The organism is Psychroserpens sp. (assembly GCF_047633235.1).
Taxonomy (GTDB): Bacteria; Bacteroidota; Bacteroidia; order Flavobacteriales; family Flavobacteriaceae; genus Psychroserpens.
The window spans coordinates 55,081-74,186 of sequence record NZ_JBLIET010000007.1 but is presented as its reverse complement, the minus strand read 5'-3'; the positions used below and the strand labels follow the sequence as shown (position 1 = coordinate 74,186).

General features: G+C 33.5%; 16 protein-coding genes, 2 pseudogenes and 1 riboswitch. Of the genes and pseudogenes, 5 read left to right on the top strand and 13 right to left on the bottom strand.

The window, feature by feature from the left end:
* Nucleotides 1-37: 37 nt before the first annotated feature.
* The 3 genes from ACJAZK_RS03810 to ACJAZK_RS03800 all read right to left on the bottom strand — a co-directional run bounded on the left by ACJAZK_RS03810 (nt 38) and on the right by ACJAZK_RS03800 (nt 2,931).
* Nucleotides 38-889, bottom strand: coding sequence for a prephenate dehydrogenase (locus ACJAZK_RS03810; RefSeq protein ID WP_415222690.1), 852 nt, complete (start codon nt 887-889; stop codon nt 38-40).
* Nucleotides 890-961: 72 nt separating this feature from the next.
* Nucleotides 962-2,107, bottom strand: coding sequence for a pyridoxal phosphate-dependent aminotransferase (locus ACJAZK_RS03805; protein WP_415222689.1), 1,146 nt, complete (start codon nt 2,105-2,107; stop codon nt 962-964).
* Nucleotides 2,104-2,931, bottom strand: coding sequence for a prephenate dehydratase (locus ACJAZK_RS03800; RefSeq protein ID WP_415222688.1), 828 nt, complete (start codon nt 2,929-2,931; stop codon nt 2,104-2,106). Before ACJAZK_RS03800 ends, ACJAZK_RS03805 begins: the two co-directional genes overlap by 4 nt.
* Nucleotides 2,932-3,262: 331 nt before the next feature.
* Here ACJAZK_RS03800 and gldA point away from each other — a divergent pair, with 331 nt between their 5' ends.
* Nucleotides 3,263-4,156, top strand: coding sequence for a gliding motility-associated ABC transporter ATP-binding subunit GldA (gene gldA / locus ACJAZK_RS03795; RefSeq protein WP_415222687.1), 894 nt, complete (start codon nt 3,263-3,265; stop codon nt 4,154-4,156).
* A 137-nt stretch (nt 4,157-4,293) separates the two neighbouring features.
* Nucleotides 4,294-4,698, top strand: a pseudogene (locus ACJAZK_RS03790) (DUF6584 family protein); the annotation flags it as partial.
* A 67-nt stretch (nt 4,699-4,765) separates the two neighbouring features.
* On the opposite strand, the gene ACJAZK_RS03785 reads toward ACJAZK_RS03790, so the two are convergent.
* The 5 genes from ACJAZK_RS03785 to ACJAZK_RS03765 form a co-directional block, all read right to left on the bottom strand.
* Nucleotides 4,766-5,518 carry a head GIN domain-containing protein gene (locus ACJAZK_RS03785; protein ID WP_415222686.1) on the bottom strand — a complete coding sequence of 251 codons (753 nt, stop codon included), beginning with the start codon at nt 5,516-5,518 and terminating at the stop codon, nt 4,766-4,768.
* Nucleotides 5,515-6,612 (bottom strand): acyloxyacyl hydrolase, encoded by a 1,098-nt coding sequence (locus tag ACJAZK_RS03780; RefSeq protein WP_415222685.1) that lies wholly within the window; start codon nt 6,610-6,612, stop codon nt 5,515-5,517. The genes ACJAZK_RS03785 and ACJAZK_RS03780 overlap by 4 nt, the downstream gene beginning before the upstream one ends.
* Nucleotides 6,613-6,708: 96 nt before the next feature.
* A complete protein-coding gene (locus ACJAZK_RS03775) occupies nt 6,709-7,719 on the bottom strand; it encodes an alpha/beta fold hydrolase (RefSeq protein ID WP_415222684.1) in 1,011 nt (336 codons plus the stop codon).
* A 1-nt stretch (nt 7,720) separates the two neighbouring features.
* Entirely contained in the window at nt 7,721-8,173 is a 453-nt protein-coding gene (locus tag ACJAZK_RS03770) for an OsmC family protein (protein WP_415222683.1), read from the bottom strand.
* 81 nt (nt 8,174-8,254) lie between these two features.
* Nucleotides 8,255-9,547: an O-acetylhomoserine aminocarboxypropyltransferase/cysteine synthase family protein gene (locus ACJAZK_RS03765; RefSeq protein ID WP_415222682.1), complete on the bottom strand. Its 1,293-nt coding sequence runs from the start codon at nt 9,545-9,547 to the stop codon at nt 8,255-8,257.
* A gap of 140 nt (nt 9,548-9,687) precedes the next feature.
* Nucleotides 9,688-9,810, bottom strand: a riboswitch (SAM riboswitch).
* Nucleotides 9,811-10,285: 475 nt separating this feature from the next.
* Between ACJAZK_RS03765 and metK the strand changes: the two genes are divergently transcribed.
* From metK to ACJAZK_RS03750, 3 genes and pseudogenes are all read left to right on the top strand, one after another.
* The gene (metK, locus tag ACJAZK_RS03760) at nt 10,286-11,539 is read left to right on the top strand and encodes a methionine adenosyltransferase (protein ID WP_415222681.1); all 1,254 of its coding nucleotides are present in this window, start codon (nt 10,286-10,288) and stop codon (nt 11,537-11,539) included.
* A 185-nt stretch (nt 11,540-11,724) separates the two neighbouring features.
* A complete protein-coding gene (locus ACJAZK_RS03755) occupies nt 11,725-11,961 on the top strand; it encodes a hypothetical protein (RefSeq protein ID WP_415222680.1) in 237 nt (78 codons plus the stop codon).
* Nucleotides 11,962-12,013: 52 nt separating this feature from the next.
* Nucleotides 12,014-12,643: pseudogene (locus ACJAZK_RS03750) on the top strand (DUF6705 family protein).
* A 79-nt stretch (nt 12,644-12,722) separates the two neighbouring features.
* Here ACJAZK_RS03750 and ACJAZK_RS03745 read toward each other — a convergent pair.
* The 5 genes from ACJAZK_RS03745 to ACJAZK_RS03725 all read right to left on the bottom strand — a co-directional run bounded on the left by ACJAZK_RS03745 (nt 12,723) and on the right by ACJAZK_RS03725 (nt 19,034).
* Complete coding sequence (locus ACJAZK_RS03745; RefSeq protein WP_415222679.1) at nt 12,723-13,583, bottom strand: GLPGLI family protein; 861 nt, start codon at nt 13,581-13,583, stop codon at nt 12,723-12,725.
* A 250-nt stretch (nt 13,584-13,833) separates the two neighbouring features.
* Nucleotides 13,834-16,605 carry a carboxypeptidase regulatory-like domain-containing protein gene (locus ACJAZK_RS03740; RefSeq protein ID WP_415222678.1) on the bottom strand — a complete coding sequence of 924 codons (2,772 nt, stop codon included), beginning with the start codon at nt 16,603-16,605 and terminating at the stop codon, nt 13,834-13,836.
* A 60-nt stretch (nt 16,606-16,665) separates the two neighbouring features.
* Nucleotides 16,666-17,550: a GLPGLI family protein gene (locus tag ACJAZK_RS03735; RefSeq protein ID WP_415222677.1), complete on the bottom strand. Its 885-nt coding sequence runs from the start codon at nt 17,548-17,550 to the stop codon at nt 16,666-16,668.
* A gap of 174 nt (nt 17,551-17,724) precedes the next feature.
* The gene (locus tag ACJAZK_RS03730) at nt 17,725-18,573 is read right to left on the bottom strand and encodes a GLPGLI family protein (RefSeq protein WP_415222676.1); all 849 of its coding nucleotides are present in this window, start codon (nt 18,571-18,573) and stop codon (nt 17,725-17,727) included.
* An 89-nt stretch (nt 18,574-18,662) separates the two neighbouring features.
* Nucleotides 18,663-19,034, bottom strand: a complete 372-nt coding sequence (locus tag ACJAZK_RS03725) for a hypothetical protein (RefSeq protein WP_028871586.1) — start codon at nt 19,032-19,034, stop codon at nt 18,663-18,665.
* Nucleotides 19,035-19,106: the final 72 nt, after the last annotated feature.

Below are 19,106 nucleotides of genomic sequence, written 5' to 3'. Positions count from 1 at the left end.
TCAATTTATTTTTATTTTTACGTCGAATTATTCTCTTTTAAACCAGTCCTTGTAAAATATCTTTGATGTGGTTTGTATTTTTCATTTCATTATAAACTTCATCAAAATCTTCGGCTTCCATCAATGCTTTAAAATGCTTTAAATTATTGATGTATTCATCTAATGTTTCAATAACATTCTCTCTATTTTGCTTAAATATTGGTGTCCACATTGCTGGTGAACTTTTTGCCAATCGCACTGTACTTTCAAAACCACTTCCTGCCATATCAAAAATATCGCGCTCATTTCTCTCTTTATCTATTACTGTTTTACCTAACATAAATGAGCTAATATGGGATAAATGAGACACATAAGCAATATGCTTATCATGAGCTTCAGGATTCATATAACGTATCCGCATACCTAAGTCTCTAAAAAGCTGTAAAGCTTTCTCTTGAAGTTTAAATGTTGTCTTTTCTACCTCGCAAATGATATTTGTTTTCTTATCAAATAAATGTGCAATAGCCGCTTTTGGACCAGAAAACTCAGTTCCTGCAATGGGATGTGTTGCTAAAAAATGATGTCGGTTTTTATGATTTTCAACAGACTTACAAATAGGAAACTTTGTAGAACCAACATCAATCACTAGCGTTTGCTCGCCTATCCTATCTAAAACCTTCGGTAACTCTATAACGGCTTTATCTACAGGAATTGAAAGTATGATCAAGTCTGCATTATACAAATCATCATAAGTTGCTTTCTCATCAATTAAATTGAGGTTTAAAGCGTCATCAAGATGACTCTCATTAGAATCAATACCAAAGATTTTAGCACCTACATAATTAGACTTAATGTCTATTGCTAAACTTCCGCCAATTAATCCAATACCTATGATGTATATGTTGTTCATATCTAAATTTCGTTTCTACGGAAATATTATAATTCAGGAGTTGCTATTCTTCCGAAGAAAAATAAATAGTCTCTATATTAATCGTGCTAATGCTTCTTCTAATTGATCTATTGAAGCACATAATGAAATTCGTATATAGCCTTTCCCGTTACTCCCAAAAATGGTCCCTGGTGTTATAAAAATTGACTTTTCTTTTAATATCAAATCAATATATGCTTCTGCTTCTATATGCTCTGGCAACTTAGCCCAAACAAACAATCCTGTTGCGCCTTTATTGTAAGTACAATGTAATGCCTCTGCAATTTTCCAGACGATTTTACGGCGTTGCTCATACACACTATTCAAACTTGTAAACCACATATCTGAACATTTTAAGGCTTCTATAGCTCCTTTTTGAATTCCTAAAAACATCCCAGAATCCATATTACTCTTTACACGTAATACAGCATCTATATAATCATGTTTTCCTAGCAACATGCCTACTCGCCATCCAGCCATATTAAAAGTTTTACTCAAAGAGTTTAACTCTAAACAGACCTCTTTTGCATCCTTATACTTTAAAATACTCCTAGGAAAGCGATTAAGCACAAAACTGTAAGGATTATCATTAACTATTAGAATATTATAACGTTTGCCAAACTGTATTAATTCTTCAAATAATTTAGCAGATCCATTCTCTCCAGTTGGCATATGCGGATAATTTACCCACATAATTTTCACGTTTTCAACACCTCTTTTTGCTAAAGACACCAAATCTGGACACCAATTAGACTCTGCTTTTAAGTCATAAAAAACGGGAACTGCTCCAACTAAATTAGCTACTGATTTATATGTTGGATAACCAGGGTTTGGAATCAAAACCTCGTCACCTACATTTAAAAACGCCATTGATATATGTAAAATTCCTTCTTTACTTCCCATAAGAGGAAGTACTTCGGTATGCGCACTTATAGATACTTGGAAATGTGTTTTATAAAAATCCGCAATAGCTTCTCTCAATTCTGGAATCCCTTGGTAGCTTTGATATTTGTGCGCTGCATCGTCTTCAAAAGTTTCTACAAGTGCATTGAGTACTGCTTCTGGAGGATCCATATCTGGACTTCCAATCCCCAAATTGATAATTGGCTTGCCTTGAGACATGAGCAAACGCACTTCTCTCAATTTCTTCGAAAAGTAGTATTCTTCTACATTTTGTAAACGTTTAGCAACTTGTATCATAGTCTCGCATTTTTATATTCTCCCAAAACTTTGAAGTCTTGCGTCATAATTTTCAAAATTGATTTGGCTTTATCATAGTCTTTATAAGACTCAAAAGTTATATCGACGAAAAAGGCATATTTCCATGGGGTTTCTATTTTAGGAAGTGATTGAATCTTGGTTAAATTTAACTTACAATCACTCAATACATTTAAAATAGCCGCTAAACTTCCTCTTTTATGTTCTAATTCAAATTTTATAGAGGCTTTATTAATTTTATTTTCGGGTATTTCAGAATTTTTAGTCTTGACAACAAAGAAACGTGTTTCGTTATGCTTGATTGTTTGAATGCTCTCACAAAGTATATCAAGATCGAATAATTGGGCTGCCATGCGTGACGCAATAGCGGCTATACTTCTAGTTTTATTATCCTGAATCCTCTGTGCTACTTGAGCGGTATCTATATCCTCTATTAATTTGATGTGTGGATATTGCTTAAAAAACAGTTTACACTGCAATAAAGCCATAGGATGCGAGTACACCTCTTTAATATCATCTATAGTTTGATCAGGCAATGCCATTAAGTGATGTTGGATATCTAAATAATATTCTCCTACAATATACAAATCATGTGTATCTATGAGTGCATAATTTGGAATAATGGATCCTGCTATAGAATTCTCGATTGCCATTATAGCGGCATCACTTTTACCGTTTAACACACTATCAATTACAGCATCAAACGTCATACACTCATCCACTAAGATAGTCTCGTCAAAATAGTGTTGAGACACAATGTGATGAAAAGAACCCTTCACTCCTTGTATGGCTACTTTTTTAATCAATCTCTTTTAAATTTTCAAATAATTATATAAAAAAAGTCCCGATTTTCATCGAGACTCATATTAAATTTATTTCTAATAAACTATACATACGAGGTCTCTGTCTTTTCGTTAAAAAAGAAATAAAACCAGTTATGATATGTATGATTTGATGTATTCATGTGTGTTACTAATAAAAATAGGCACCTATATTAAGACGCTAATGTACTTATATTTTTAAGAAATTAAAATTGTAAGACTATTTTTTTAGATTTTACGTTTCATAATTAAAGAATTCATAAATTAAACTACCTCATTAGCAATAATTAGTATTTTTGAATAAATAAATTTATATATGTCTATTGAGGTTGAAAACATTTCAAAAGTTTATGGCGCACAAAAAGCACTAAACAACATTTCATTTTCTGTAAATACTGGTGAAATTGTGGGTTTCTTAGGACCTAATGGCGCAGGAAAGTCTACGCTTATGAAAATCCTGACGACTTACATTAATGCCACGCAAGGCATGGCTAAGGTCGGTGGATTTGATGTACAAGCAAATAAACAGGATGTACAGAAAAATGTAGGTTACTTACCAGAACATAACCCTTTATATCTAGAGATGTATGTTAAAGAATACCTCACATTTAATGCTGGCATTTATAAAACGCCCAAAACTAGAATAAATGACGTGATTGAGCTCACTGGTTTAACACCTGAGGCTCATAAAAAAATAGGCCAGTTATCAAAAGGATATAGACAGCGTGTTGGATTGGCTAATGCTTTACTTCACGACCCATCAGTTTTAATTTTAGATGAACCTACAACTGGGTTAGACCCAAATCAATTGGTAGATATTAGACATTTGATTAAGAATATTGGTAAAGATAAAACTGTGTTTTTATCAACACATATCATGCAGGAAGTTGAAGCGATTTGTGATCGTGTCATTATCATAAATAATGGTGAAATTGTTGCCGACAAAAAACTCAAGGACTTGCGTAATGAGAAAGAACAAATAGTCATTGTAGAGTTTGATTATCGTGTTGAAGAGGCTTTTCTAATTAAGCTACCTAATGCTAAAACCGTAAAAAACACACATGATTTCACTTATGAAATTACATTTTCTACTGGGCAAGACATGCGTTCTTATGTGTTCGATTTTGCACACGATAATAAACTAAAAATTCTTCAGTTGAATCAGAAAAACGCGAGTTTAGAAACTTTATTTAGGGAATTGACTAGTTGAAAGTTATGATCCACTTCAGAAAATATCATGAATTTAAAAAAAAAGTTAGATCACATCGACTCTGAAATTAAAAACGGAATAAATTAAAAGCAACAGATAGGTTGCGCAAGCTAATTCAATAAAACCCAAACGACACTCAGCTAAATAATAAACGTGCTGAATTATATTATGAAAGCGGGTTTTTAGATGCTGCCGGAAAACATTGGATTTTGTTCCAACCTACTAATGACCGAATAAAAAAATGGGTCGAAATTTATGATAAATCGGTAAATTATTCTGGCCACCAAATTTTAAAGGACATAACTTTTCGAGGAGATATATCTAAACTCTCTGAATTTGCTAAAAAGAAATTGCCAGAACTAGAATCTCATAGCAAAATAAAAACAAATCATATTCGCAAATTCAGACCTAAAGTCAACAACTCTAAAAATCAAAAACACAAACAAACAATTAATGATAAATTAATAGGATATGGAATATTTGGAATGCTTATAATAGTCCTTATTCTAATTTTAGTTGGATTTATAACGGCTATTGATTAGATTTTTTAACCATTACTACTTCTAAATTCCTGCTTCATTAAGATAAACTCGGCACAAATCTCAGGAATTAATCTTCAAAAATAAGTGCACCAGTATAAAACTGTTCGACATCAACAACCAAAGGAGTATTCACAACAATCACATCGCCTGTGCTCCTAATTTCGCCTGTTAGCGATTGCTGTGCATTTATAATCATGTCATTGCTACTGCGCTGAAAGACATCAACACTCTGCGCTATTAAAAGACGCCCTTCAAAGCGCGCATCACCAGAATAATATCCTAAAAACAGGTTGTCAACTTCCCCACTTATAAAAACAGATGATAAGTTGTTAACGAATACATTAAGCGTATTGCAATCAATTTCTAATATAAAATTACCGTTTGTATTCACCACATCTTCTTCAGTAAAATCTTCAGAAATCAAAACTAAACTGGAATAGTTTAAAACACCTTGGCTACTCACATTTCCACCTGATCCATTTCTAATTTCGGTAAGATTAGGTGCACTCACAAATACTTTTGTAATTCCATACTCGCGAGTCAAGTTACACGCATTATTATTGATTAATTTTAAACGACCACCTTCTACTTTAACCTCAATATCCTCCATTAAATATTCTCCAGTTTGGACAGTTACTTTTTGAATTGGAGCGTCAATTAATATTAACTCTATGCGCGGAAAAACAGTAACCTCAGTAAATACCTCAACGTCATAATCTCTTTGAATGACATCACCAGCATTTTGAAAACAATCTGGCACATTCTCTCCATTACAGGACAATAGAACGATTGTAAACATTATGTACACTATTTTTTTCATAACCTAACTCCTATTCCAAATTCAACTGCTTCTGCTTTTGCACCATGAGATTTAAGCGTTATCGCACCAAATATCTTATCACCAAAATAACGTTTTAAACCAATTCTATTATAAACGCGTCCTTCAAAATCATAAGGGTAATACACGTAATATCCCAATTGGGTTATAAATGACATTTTATTAATAAATAACTCATGACCTACAAAAACGCCAACACGTTTCCAATCTTCATCACCCATAATATCAAACTCTGGAAAGGCAACAGAATAATACGTAATCAACTCTTCCAAGAATTTTGAAAAGAATACATCTGCACCAAATTGGATAGCACTTTTTCTATTTAATCGTTTATCGGCATAAGCAGAGACAATATAAAATGGATACTGACCAACACCAATCACATCACTTTCATTTAAACCCGTTCTAAAAGCAAAATTATATTTTATGGGTTCTTTGTGTTTTTTCTCTTCGGAAGATGGGATATAATCAGGTTCCTTTTGATAATTAAACAGGTAATTGGCACCAACATTAAACACAAACGTATTAGTGGACGTATTTGGTGCTTTAAAATTAGCATTAGAATAATGAATGACTGAAATACCTGCTTGTAGTCCTAAGCCTTTAAAGATATTCTCTTTTCTATAATTAAGCATTAAGTAGGTAGAACTCATCAAATCTGAACCATAAGCATTGTTCAAAAAGTTAGTATTCTTATCATAAGGATTCGTGGTGTAAGCAATCCCTTGTCCTATTCTAAAGTTAAGATTACGATTTAAAAAATAAAAATTATAATGTGCATACAAGCTGTAATTTTCACCTAAATTTTTATTTTTCATATCCTGATAGATGAATGAAAAACCCCAATCCGGGTAGTTATATCTACTTTCCCAGTCTTTAAATCCGTATGTTTTTTTATTGTAACTTAATATCAATCCGGTAGGATGATCTGTTATTAAATGAGAAATATCTGAATTGTGCTCTAAGATTGTTCCGTAGAATACATTCGCATCTAAAGAGAAGAGGTCAGGATCTTCTTCTTGCGCAAAAGCAGGCATACAAAACACACAGAATAGGTAGGCTAAAAAACGATTCATAAATCTAGTTAGAGCGTAAAAGTATGTAATTAATTTCAACGCTTTAGACTCTAAACGCAAAAAACAAAATTTGAGTTTAAATTAAAATAGATTCAGCTAAATACACTTTTTCAGAACAGTTTCATAATTACAAGATATTTCAGTTTTAAAAATAGGGGCTAAAAATTTAGACAATTGCCCAAACTCAATTAAAAAAGCGTCGTGACCATGAATCGAGTTAATTTCGTTTATAGTGACATTATCTTTAATTAATTTTAAATCCACATAGGTTTCCCAGTTCTCATCCGCTTTAAAAAAGAGATCACTATTGATGGTCACAATATGAATATTTGAACTAATTCTTGATGCCACAGCACTAAACGAAGATCTACCTCTCGTAATATCAACAGTTCTTAATACTTGGTTGAGCAGCTTATATGCCGAAACATTAAAACGCTCATTCAACACCTTACCATGATAATTAAGCCAGCTCTCCACATTAAAAATTGTATTTGTGTTTTCACTTCTTCGAAATTTGCTCGTCAAAGACTCTGGCGTGCGATATAAGGTCATCGCATGCATTCTTGCATCTACTAATGGTTCTCTTGAGTTGTTTAACAAAGCATCTTGGATATGACAATTCGCAATTAGCCAGTCTGTCGATTTCCAATCTGTTGCAATTGGGACCAGATTACATATCAAATCTGGCTCTAAAGCGGCTAATTCCCATGCAATCGCACCTCCAACAGAACCACCAATAACAGCAAAAAGCTTTTGAATTTCTAATTGTTTTAAACCTTCTAAAAATAGTTTAGCGATATCTCTCGCTGTAAAATCCTTATAGTTCTCAATGAGGTTGTTACTATTTCCATCGTATCCATTTCCAGGAATATTGAATGCTAAAACCGTGTAAGCGTTTGTATCAATACACTTGTTTTCACCTATAAGATCGTTCCACCAACCCTTATTTCCGCAGACATTAGAATTACCCGTCAACGCATGGTTCACTAATACTATTGGGGCATCATACAACGGTTGACCAAAAGTTTGGTAAGACAGTTGTATCGAAGCTGTCTTACCATTTTGAGTAACATAATTTGAAATGTTTATGTATTGCAAATCTTTCATTTTAAGTCAAATTGAATTCTTTTTCTACAGAAATCGCAATAGGTGTCTGGTTGGTTAGATTATCTTTCACAGGACATCGTGCTTCAACTATTTCTAACCATTTCACTAATGTTTCTATAGAGGCATCTGTCTCAGGAATAAGACTTAACTGGATACTTTTAAATCCAGCGCGTTCTTTATTTGATACTCCTAAAAAACGTTCTGGATTAATATAACCAGAGACTTCAATCTTTAGTTTTTTAATTATAAAGCCTAATTCTTTGGCTACTACATGTCCAACTACATTTATACATCCTGCAAAACCTGCTAAAATATATTCTACGGGATTAGCATCTTCGTCTGTCCCATTTAAAGCTTCGGGCTCATCAATAATTAATTCAAAATGTCTCGCTTTGCCTATAAATTGAGTTGCAGAAGTACTTTCCCCTGATACCGTAAATTTTAAATCACTCATGTTCTATTTTTTATTAGAGATTAGTTTTTCATTTGTATTAGAAATGATTAAATAATCTCATTATATATGTTATCTAAATTTTTAAGCTAAAAGTGCTTGTTTAACTACTATAAAAGCATTTTCCAAATCGGCTTTCAAATCATCAATATTTTCGATACCAACAGACAGGCGAATTAAATCTTTAGTAACACCTGTTGCTTCTTGCGCTTCATTACTTAATTGTTGGTGTGTTGTACTCGCTGGATGAATAATCAATGATTTGGTATCACCAATATTTGCCAATAATGAAAATAATTTAGTTGTATCTGCTACTTTTTTAGCCGATTCATAGCCGCCTTCAACCCCAAAAGTCACAATCCCGCTTTGTCCATTTGGTAAATATTTTTTAGCTAAATCTTTATATTTACTGGTCTCCAACCCTGGATAATTTACCCAACTCACTTCAGGTTGTTCTTGTAACCATTTTGCTAATTCTAAAGCATTTTCACTATGCTTTTTAATACGCAATTCTAAAGTTTCTAAACCTTGAATAATTTGAAAAGCATTAAACGGACTCAAAGCTCCTCCATAATCACGCAATCCTTCAATTCTAATTTTTGCTATAAATGCTGCAGGGCCAATAGTTTCACTATACACTAATCCGTGATATCCAGCCGATGGCTCAGTGAATTCTGGGAATTTCCCGTTAGTCCAATCAAAAGTTCCTGCATCGACGATAATTCCGCCTAACGAGGTACCATTACCATTAATGTATTTTGTTAAGGAATGTATGACGATGTTTGCGCCATATTTAATTGGATTTAATAGATAAGGAGTTGCTACTGTGTTATCGACGATCAATGGCACTTTATGTGCTTTAGCCTCTTTAGAAATTGCTTCAATATCTAAGACATCTAATTTTGGGTTTCCTAAAGACTCCACAAAAAAAGCTCTGGTATTTTCTTGAGCTGCTCTCTCAAAATTTTCAGGATTTGAAGGCTCTACAAATGTTGTTGTTATACCGTGTCGTGGTAAAGTAACACTCAATAGATTGTAAGTTCCTCCATACAAACTACTTGATGCAACGATATGATCTCCAGCTTTTAAAAGTGTTAATAGTGTTGTTGAAATAGCGGCTGTACCTGATGCGGTTGCAACCGCTGCTATCCCACCTTCAAGGGCTGCGATACGTTGTTCTAAGACATCGTTGGTTGGGTTATTTAGACGTGTGTAAATAAATCCTGGAACAGATAAATTAAATCGTCCTGCTGCATCATCTGAATCGTCAAACACATAAGCTGTAGTTTGATAAATTGGAACCGCTCGTGTTCCTCCATTTTTACTAACGTCGTGTCCTGCGTGCAACGCTTTGGTTGCGAATTTTTGTGTACTCATTTTTCTAAGTTTTCGAGTTAAAATATATTAATTCAAAAGTCAAATAAGCCTCACTTGCCCTGAACATAGTCTAAGGATGAAGCATACTTAATAGAAAAATGTTATAAGAAAAAGGTAATTACAGATGCGTAATTACAGTTTGGTTATCTATCTAGCATCGATTTATGAATCGAACAACTGAGTAGAATTTAGCACCTTCTTAATACGTTTAAGGGTTGCTAAGGCTTCAACGGGTCCAATCCCTCTGCCTTTCTTGATAACATTTCAATACGTGTTTGAACTTTATTGGGTCAAAGATTGCAAAAAATATAATTACAATCCAAATTAAATAGAATAATTTTCTGTTTAATTATCATTTATCTTATTTAAACGGAAAATTATTCTGTAATAGTTAATTATTACGATATTATAATCTTAAATATCAAAATTAGCGGTTTTTGCTTTTAAAATAAAAGTCCGTTCTAAAATTCTATTAACATCCAATTAACTTGTGATCGGTTTTCTAGTTTCAATAATAACTGTACTTTTGTAATCAATTATTAGGGAGGAAAAATTTGTTCTGATTGCAACCTCTGACACTAAAATACATTTAGTGTTATAAAAATGCTAAAGCAGTTAGTTTTCAACTTCTCTAGCGACCAAGCAATCTCAAAATTCCTCAACAAGAATTGTCAAAACAATTCTAGCCTCTCCAAAAGAAAGGTAAAAAAATGAAGTTCAATAAATTTAAAAATTTATATGTCATATTTATTTACTTCGGAAAGTGTCTCTGAAGGCCATCCAGATAAAGTAGCAGATCAAATTAGCGATGCTTTAATTGATCATTTTTTAGCTTTTGATAGCGAATCAAAAGTAGCTTGTGAAACCTTAGTTACTACTGGTCAAGTTGTTTTGGCTGGCGAGGTGAAATCGAACGCCTATTTAGATGTTCAAAAAATTGCACGTGATACCATTAATAAAATTGGCTACACAAAAAGCGAATATATGTTTGACGGGAACTCATGTGGCGTGTTTTCGGCAATTCATGAACAATCTCCAGACATCAATCGTGGTGTTGACAGAGCTAGTAAAGAGGAGCAAGGTGCAGGTGACCAAGGAATGATGTTTGGTTATGCAACTCGCGAAACCGATAACTACATGCCTTTAGCATTAGATTTATCACACAGAATTTTAAAAGAACTCGCAGCATTAAGACGTGAGAATAAAGACATCACATATATACGTCCAGACTCTAAAAGTCAGGTCACTATTGAGTATAGTGATGATAATATACCGCAACGTATTGATGCGATAGTGGTCTCTACACAACATGATGATTTTGATGAAGACGAAACCATGTTAGCCAAAATCAGAAAAGATATCGTTTCTATTTTAATCCCAAGAGTCGTTGCTAAATTACCAGAACACATTCAAGCCTTATTTAACGATCAAATCACGTATCATATCAATCCTACAGGAAAATTCGTCATTGGAGGACCTCATGGAGATACAGGGTTAACAGGACGAAAAATTATTGTTGACACGTATGGTGGCAAAGGTGGCCATGGTGGTGGTGCTTTCTCTGGAAAGGACCCAAGTAAAGTAGATAGAAGTGCTGCTTATGCTACGAGACATATTGCAAAAAACATGGTGGCAGCCGGTATTTGTGACGAATTATTAGTTCAAGTCAGTTATGCCATTGGTGTCGTAGAACCAACGTCCATTTATGTGGATACGTATGGCACTTGTCCATTTAATATTACAGATGGAGAGATTGCTTCAAAAATCAGAGGTATTTTTGATATGCGACCAGCAGCTATTGAAGAGCGTTTAAAATTACGCCAGCCAATGTATAGTGAAACTGCAGCTTATGGTCACATGGGAAGAAAAAATGAAACTGTAAGTAAAACATTCTCTCAACCCAATGGTGATGACTTAACAATGGATGTTGAATTATTTACTTGGGAGAAATTGGATTATGTAGATAAGGTTAAGAAAGCGTTTGACTTATAAAAAACGCTATTACTAAAACTGTTACAACCTCTGAATTCAAAATTTAGAGGTTTTTTTACTCAAATATTTGAGTAATACCCTCAAAATTTTAACATTTATTCTCATTAATATACGTAGCTCTGCCTATTGACTTCTCCGTAATAAAACACCCCTTTTGTTTCAACTAAATTAAAACCTTAAAATTTATGAAGCAAAAAATGAAACACCATCTTAGAATTGCTATGCTGCTTCTAGGAATTCTAAGTTGCTTTACGAGTTATCAAAAGGATGACTTTAAAGAGCCAGTTAAAGAAACTGGAGAATCCAGAGTAAAACACATTTCTTTATCAGCCTTTAATAGTAAAGTAGGTGGCAGTAAAGAGTACAGAAAACTAAGTAATTTATTTGAAGGAGAAGCAGTAACATTATTATTAAACTCTTAACAGCTAAAGACTAATTAATCATTTAGTTTTTAGCTGTTTTTATTAGAGCTAAATGAAAAACTTATTTTTTACAATATCAATATTACTTTTAGCTTTATCATGTAAAGCACAAACTTTACCTATAGATACTCCAGGACATTTAATAGAAGATGACTCTTATGTTAAAGACCTTAATAATGAACTCAACAATTTTGTTGGCACATAGGTTTATACTAATGGTAATATAAATTTTACAGTTACGATACAAAAACTTGTTCATTCATTTAATGGTGATTATTACGAAGATTATCTTATTGGTGAATACGCTTACACCTTAAATGGTCTCACTATTATAAATACATTATCTAACCGACCAGATGAATCAGAAGGCAATACAGAAAATGGACCAGATAATATTAACAATGTAAATGTCACTCAAAACATAGGTGGTAGATATCTTGTCACAAGGCAAGACCTCGATTGCCCTAACTGTGGAGTTAATGAAAGAAGAATTGGATTATATTTTGTAGATCCAGAACGAAAATATCTTCATAATAGAATGAATTTTAGATACATGGAAGGTCAAACTAACCCAGAAAAAATTACTATAATTATAAAAGCTAGAAGTGGTGCAGTAATACCAGAAGATGGCTTCGAAATACCTCGTGTACCTTACGGTACTTATTTGATGGAGAAGCAATAAATAATTTATTTTAAGAACACGAAAACCTCTGAAATAAAATTCAGAGGTTTTTTTGTTTTAATTATGGTAGAGAAAATAATTATCCACGTCTACCACCCATACGTTGAGACCTAAACTCTTTCATTTTCTCAACAATGGTTTCTTGGTAGTCTTTCTTATTAATTTCTTTGCCTTTATCTGGCGCCTCGATTTCAATAGTTTCTTCTGGATTGATGACTAATTTAGAACATAACATGGTCGTATCTCCTGCGCTGACTTCTAAGATTAAACCTGGAAGTCCCCAATATTCTGACGGTCCATGACTTACTGGTATTTGTGGAGAATACCATGCCTCTACATCGGTCATTGCGATTTCTGGTTCTGTAGCCTCTTCTCCTTCTGAAGTTGGGGCACTAGTTCTCAATTTACCCCAAGAAAATGAATACCATGTCAATTCATCTGATGGTATAGATGCTGTGGCTTTAAAACACATGTAACTTCCTATTTGCTTGCTTTCTGATCCTAATTTCCATTCTATTGGTTGTAAGCTATCTTTTACAAGAAAACGTTTTCCATAAAACTCTTGATCTTGAATTTGAGTATTGGTCTTTACATTCTTATATTGATCTCCTGCTGCAAAGTTTTTCCCCCAAGAATCTGTTGCTCCAGACATCGCATCTAGCTTATCCTCTTCCGTAAAGTAAGATTCTGACTTATTAAATGTAAGCGTATATGTTTTTTCTAGTCGATTTTTTAATTGTGCCTTCATGGCCTTCTTTTGTTCTTCACTCATTCTTGCTCCCCAAGCTCCAAAGTCTATAGAAGATTTCGCCATGTAGTAAGCCTTACCTTGAAATCCCTTAGCGTCTTGTGGATTATTTGAATTAGCGCTTCTACTTGGATTAAGCATCATTAATCCTATTAAAAACAAGGCTGTAAATGTGGTAAGTATAACTTTCATAATTGCAAATAATAGTTGGTTTGTCTAACAAATTTATATAAATATTAAACATTACTAGTGGTTTTATTATAAAATTAACAGCTTAAGGATGTCATAGGCTCTTAATAAAAAAGACCTTCTTTATAAGAAAGAAGACCTTTTTATCTTTGCGTTATGGATGGAGGCTTTGCTGGAGCTCCTCAAAGAGAGCGACTGCCGAGAGCCTGACCCTTTGTCGTTTTCTACGAAAAAGGGTAACGCCCAATATAAATTATAGGGTATATATCACTCTAAAGGTCACAAAACGAGGTTGAATAAACGTTTCTGAATTAAATACTGAAATATTACCTGCACTATTATTTATCCTAGCATCAACATCTAATAGGTTAGATGCTTTCACTTCATATTCCCAATTAGCATCTTTATCTTTTCTGTAAGCTAAACTCGCATCCCAAGTTTGAAAAGATTGTGAAGGTCTAACACCGTCAGCTTGATTGGTGTAGGTGAAATCTGTTCTAAAGGTTACTGATTTCCAGATATAAGCATCAAATTCAATTGAAGGTGCATTGGTTACGAATCTTGTTGACGTTGTGCCTTGATCGTTGCTGTTAATAGAATAGTCGTATCGTATGCGTACATTTGGTGCATCTCTAAAATTTGTACGTAATTCTGGAGAATACGTTTGACTAAAGTTTTCACTTACCGTTCGTATATTTTGAACAAATTGATTTCTTTTAAAATAGGAGAAACGCACAGCCATTCTCGCTCTAATTTTTTTGAAGGTACGCTCTACACGTCCAAATACATTTGCAGATTCATCTGCAAAATTAGAATTGAAAAAGGAACTGGTTTGAATCACATTATCAAAATTTGTTAAACTTCTAATTTGATCGATATTTTTACTATAATTCGCAATAGCAACCACATTCGTATAATTAAAAAGGTTAAAACTAAAATATCTCAAACTCAAATTATGTGATAATGAATTTTGTAATTCTGCATTACCAAAGCTAATATTATTAAAACTGTTTAACACCAATCCTTCAGCCAAACTATTAACATCAGTAAAAGAGTTACTCATATTATATCTAAACGTTAACGTTTCACTTTTTTTAAATTGAATTAGCGTTTCAAACTCTGGTAAAACTCTAAAGAAATTGTCTTTAAATTCAGTTCCAAATTGTGTGTTCTTATTACCATAAGAGTGTAAAGATAGTCCTGGAGTAATTGTGAATTTACCAGTTTTGAGCCTGTATTTAAATCCTAAATACACATCACTAAAGTTATACTCAGTATCATTTTCATTTCTCAAAAGAGCACCTTCGCCATCTGTCAGTGCTGCTACTGGATCAAATACAGAACCATTATCTAAAAACTGAAATATATTAGAATTAAATCTTTGATTACTTAAAATAGTACCTAACGTTATATTGATATTACTCTTGTTATTTAAGATATAGTAATAATCTAATTTGGCATCTAGTTGATTGGTCTTAATACGACGCTCTTGATTTAGATTATATCCAAATTGATCTCTGTCAAAACCCAAAGCTCCTGCAGTATTATCAAAGGCATCTTGTTCTGAAGGGTCACCAGGTTCATTATCGTCATCAGCATCGTTATTAGTTGGATCATTACCTAATAAAGCATTATAAAACGGATCCTCATCCCTTATTAAATGCTGCGCTTCAAGTGCAAAAATATTTTTTTCATCTAGTGTGTAATAATAGTTGAAGTTTTGATTAATACTAAACGGTTTTACTTCGTTAAATTGACTGGTACTGCCAACAACCGACGACAGGACGTCTTGTCGCTCTGAATCTGAAGAAATCCTACCCAAAAGATCGTAATCTAATTGATTATTAAAGTTTGGTTTGTATGATACACTCAATTTTGCTAAACCTTGATTAGTGGCTTCCCTTCCTGTTTGCACTGTTTCTTCGTCAGGAATACCCAAATCTGAATTAATATATCTCACAAAACTTTCTTCACGAGTTCTTAAACGACTACTATTATAAATTAAAAACCCACTAAGGTCTAGATTTTTTTGTGGTGCATAACTAAAATTTGCTGCACCTAATTTTGTTACAATCTCCTGGGCATTGCCAATATTAGTAAGGCCTCCAAGACCGTTGTCTCCTAAGTTAATACTTGTTCCACTCCCTTGGCTTGGACGTCTAAAACCACCTCCAAAATTTCTAATATCTCGATTAGTCAAAGCCACTTCCCCAATGTTATTCATGTCACCAATAACGTTGATACTGTATTTAGGACTGTAATAAAACAGTTTGGGTTGCACAAGGTAAAGATCATCTGTATCTGCCACTCCAGCTCCCATTGTAACGTCTCCAAACCAAAAACTCTCTTTCCCTTCTTTTAACTTAATATTTATAGCGACATTATCTTGATTATTTGTAACACCTCTTAATTGTCCAACTTCGGAATAATTTCTTAATACTTGTATTTTATCAACCGCATTTGAAGGAATATTTTTAGTCGCTAATTTTGTATCGCCATCAAAGAAATCTTTCCCATTGACCATGAGTTTATTAACAACTTTACCTTCGACTTCTATTTGTCCGTCAGCATTAATCTCGACACCTGGCAATTTTTTGAGGACGTCTTCTAGCTTTCGCTCAGAGCCATCCTTAAACGAATCTGCGTTATAAATCAGAGTGTCACCCTTTATGGTTACTGGCATTTCATAAGTAAGCTCTACGGCTGCCAATGCGTTATCATTTTGGAGCGTAAAATCTTTAGTAATATCTGCTTCTATAGTTGAAATCGTTTGAGAAACGGTTTTCATTCCAATATAACTTACTTGTACGGTATACGTTGTGTTTTTGTCTAAATTGAGTTTAAAAAAACCGTTTTCATTCGTAATAGCATACGATGCCATCGCTTTGGTTTCTTTATTGATGGCAATCACGTTTGCCAATTCTAAAGGTGCTCCAATACTATCTTTCACAACACCTTTTGCGGTAACTTGAGAACTAGAAACTCCTGCTATTAAAAGCATTAAAACAACTAATAATTTTTTCATTTGATTGGTTTTTGTTTCTATTTTATTTTCGGAATAATAAAAACGATTTTGGTTAGTAATTTAATTTCTTCGACCGCCTCGACCACCATACATTTCTCTCATCTCGGCAATCTTATCTTTCATGATTTGGTTATACTCCTCACGAGTAACAATGTCTCCTTTTTCCGGTCTATCTATCGCTTCTCTTTCTTGAGGGTTCATTACAATTTTAGTACACAACATGACTGTTTTATCTGCCGTTACTTCAAGAATTAATCCTGGGAGTCCGTGATATTCTCCTGGGCCCGTACTCACTGGTATTTGCGGCGTATACCATGCGGTAACAACTACAAATTTTGGCACTTCTAATTCATCAAAAGGATCGTCTGATTCTTTTTTTGTGGAGTCTGCCTTTTCTTCGCCTTCCTTCTTTTCATCATTACCTCTATTTCTTCTTCGCATGCTCATAAAGTCCATGTCATCAACAGGCTTAATTGTAGTAGCCTTGAAACACGTATACTGTCCAATTTGTTTGGTTTCGCTTCCAAGCTTCCAATCTAAGCTTGATAAAGAATCTTTTACTAGAAATTGTTTGCCAAAGAATTCTTGTTCTTGTAAAATCAAAAATTCTTTAACATTTTTGTATTGCGGTCCACCAGTGAAGCTGCTCATCATTCCTCCCCAACGACTATTACCAGATCCTGGTGCTGCCAATTTTTCTTCTTCTTTATATGTAGATTCACTTCTATTGAAGTTAAGCACGTAAGTTTTCTCTAACATACTTTTCATTCGATCTGCAATTTGCTTTTTTCGTTGCTCACTCATTTGATCTCCTCCCCAACCACTCATATCCATAGATGTTTTAGTTTGATAAATAGCTTGACCTTGAAAGTCTTGAGCACTTACTTGTAGTGATAGAAACAATAGTAATAGAATGATAGAAAACTTAGGTAAAGGTAGTTGCATTTTGTAGTTGTTGAAATTCATGTTGAGCAAATTTATATAAAGATTAAACAAATGCGTTGTCTTTATAATAACATTAACGCTGCATTTTCGCTTAGAAGCAATATTAATACAACGACTATGACAAAAAAAACACCAAAATGTTTAAACCTCAATTGTTAAACTTTTCTTAATAAATTAACCTCCAATTCTAATTTCTATATGCTCTCCATCCCCTCTTCCATTAGGTCTAAATCGCTCTTGCATGTCTTTCATCTTCTTTATCAAGATCGCGTCAAATTCTTCTTGGGTCACTTCTTTACCTTTTGTAGGTTCTATAATTTCATTAGACTTTTTGGGATTAATAATAATCTTACTGCAAATTATAGTTTGACTACCATCATTAGTTTCAAGAATTAATCCAGGAAGTCCATGATATCCAGCTGGACCTGCACTTACCGGAATTTGTGGAGTGTACCAAGCCGTAATAGTAATGGTTTTCATTGGCGCCTCTTTGTCTTCTTTTTCATGTGAGTCTTCATCTTTATCTATTGTAAAACCGCTCTTAACCTCTTCAACTTCCCTAGTCATAATGGCTTTAAAACATGTGTATTCCCCAATGTTTTTTGTGTCAGATTCTAAAGTCCATTCATGTTCTTTCAAACCACCTTTAACTAAAAAAAGCTTACTAAACGTTTCTCTCATGTTCGTGTTACGTTTCTCTTTTAGGTTTTTATATAACACATCAGATCCTCCTGCACCTATTATTGCCATTTGCATTCCTTGTGGATTTGGAGCACCAAGTGATTCTTCTTCTATGTAAACAGACTCTTCTTTATTAAACGTAAGGATGTGCGTTTTTTCAAATTGCTTTTTCAACATTTCCATCACCTGCTCTTGCATTCCTGAATTCATCTGTGTGCTATCTAACTTAACATCTATTTGTCGTTTAGACTTATATGTTGCTTCACCTATAAATTCTTGAGCGTTGATTGTTCCGCAGAGCAGAAATATGGACACGATAATTAATTTCACTAGTACTTTCATCTGTTTGAATGTATTTAAATGTTGATTTTATAGAAAATGAGCTCTAGAAACAAAGGTTAATTAAGTGTTTTTCAAAGCTCATTTAATGACTACTCTTTATTGTTATAATATGTAATTGCTGCTTTTCTAATTTTATTTATACGCTTCAAAAAAGCATCTTTATCATTTGAATTTCCCGTCACACGATAGGACACTTTTTTTGTAACACCTTCTGATATTTTTTCCCCGTTACACGTAATTTCAAAAGAGATCTCTTCATCTCCTTCAACTTCATTTAATATGCTCTTGATGTCTTTCATATCAAAAGTAGTCTTAACTTCTTCTGCCGAGTCTACTGTTACCGAAACACTCAAATTTGTGATTTTAATGTTTTCCGTGGTCACCTTTCCTTCTAAATTTTGAGCTTGACTAAACGTAACTGTTGCAATTAAAAGTCCTAAAAATGTAAATACTGTTTTCATGATGTTTTATTTTATGATTAATACACTACAAATATAATTCTGCCTTACATAGATTATAGTTAACCAATGTTA

Bases quoted from the DNA above. Each gene is read 5' to 3' on its own strand.
- ACJAZK_RS03730 (WP_415222676.1), bottom strand. From the start codon at position 18,573: ATGAAAGTACTAGTGAAATTAATTATCGTGTCCATATTTCTGCTCTGC.
- ACJAZK_RS03785 (WP_415222686.1), bottom strand. From the start codon at position 5,518: ATGAAAAAAATAGTGTACATAATGTTTACAATCGTTCTATTGTCCTGT.
- ACJAZK_RS03810 (WP_415222690.1), bottom strand. From the start codon at position 889: ATGAACAACATATACATCATAGGTATTGGATTAATTGGCGGAAGTTTA.
- ACJAZK_RS03745 (WP_415222679.1), bottom strand. From the start codon at position 13,583: ATGAAAGTTATACTTACCACATTTACAGCCTTGTTTTTAATAGGATTA.
- ACJAZK_RS03735 (WP_415222677.1), bottom strand. From the start codon at position 17,550: ATGCAACTACCTTTACCTAAGTTTTCTATCATTCTATTACTATTGTTT.
- ACJAZK_RS03775 (WP_415222684.1), bottom strand. From the start codon at position 7,719: ATGAAAGATTTGCAATACATAAACATTTCAAATTATGTTACTCAAAAT.
- gldA (WP_415222687.1), top strand. From the start codon at position 3,263: ATGTCTATTGAGGTTGAAAACATTTCAAAAGTTTATGGCGCACAAAAA.
- ACJAZK_RS03755 (WP_415222680.1), top strand. From the start codon at position 11,725: ATGAAGCAAAAAATGAAACACCATCTTAGAATTGCTATGCTGCTTCTA.
- ACJAZK_RS03765 (WP_415222682.1), bottom strand. From the start codon at position 9,547: ATGAGTACACAAAAATTCGCAACCAAAGCGTTGCACGCAGGACACGAC.
- ACJAZK_RS03805 (WP_415222689.1), bottom strand. From the start codon at position 2,107: ATGATACAAGTTGCTAAACGTTTACAAAATGTAGAAGAATACTACTTT.
- metK (WP_415222681.1), top strand. From the start codon at position 10,286: ATGTCATATTTATTTACTTCGGAAAGTGTCTCTGAAGGCCATCCAGAT.
- ACJAZK_RS03725 (WP_028871586.1), bottom strand. From the start codon at position 19,034: ATGAAAACAGTATTTACATTTTTAGGACTTTTAATTGCAACAGTTACG.
- ACJAZK_RS03740 (WP_415222678.1), bottom strand. From the start codon at position 16,605: ATGAAAAAATTATTAGTTGTTTTAATGCTTTTAATAGCAGGAGTTTCT.
- ACJAZK_RS03770 (WP_415222683.1), bottom strand. From the start codon at position 8,173: ATGAGTGATTTAAAATTTACGGTATCAGGGGAAAGTACTTCTGCAACT.
- ACJAZK_RS03780 (WP_415222685.1), bottom strand. From the start codon at position 6,612: ATGAATCGTTTTTTAGCCTACCTATTCTGTGTGTTTTGTATGCCTGCT.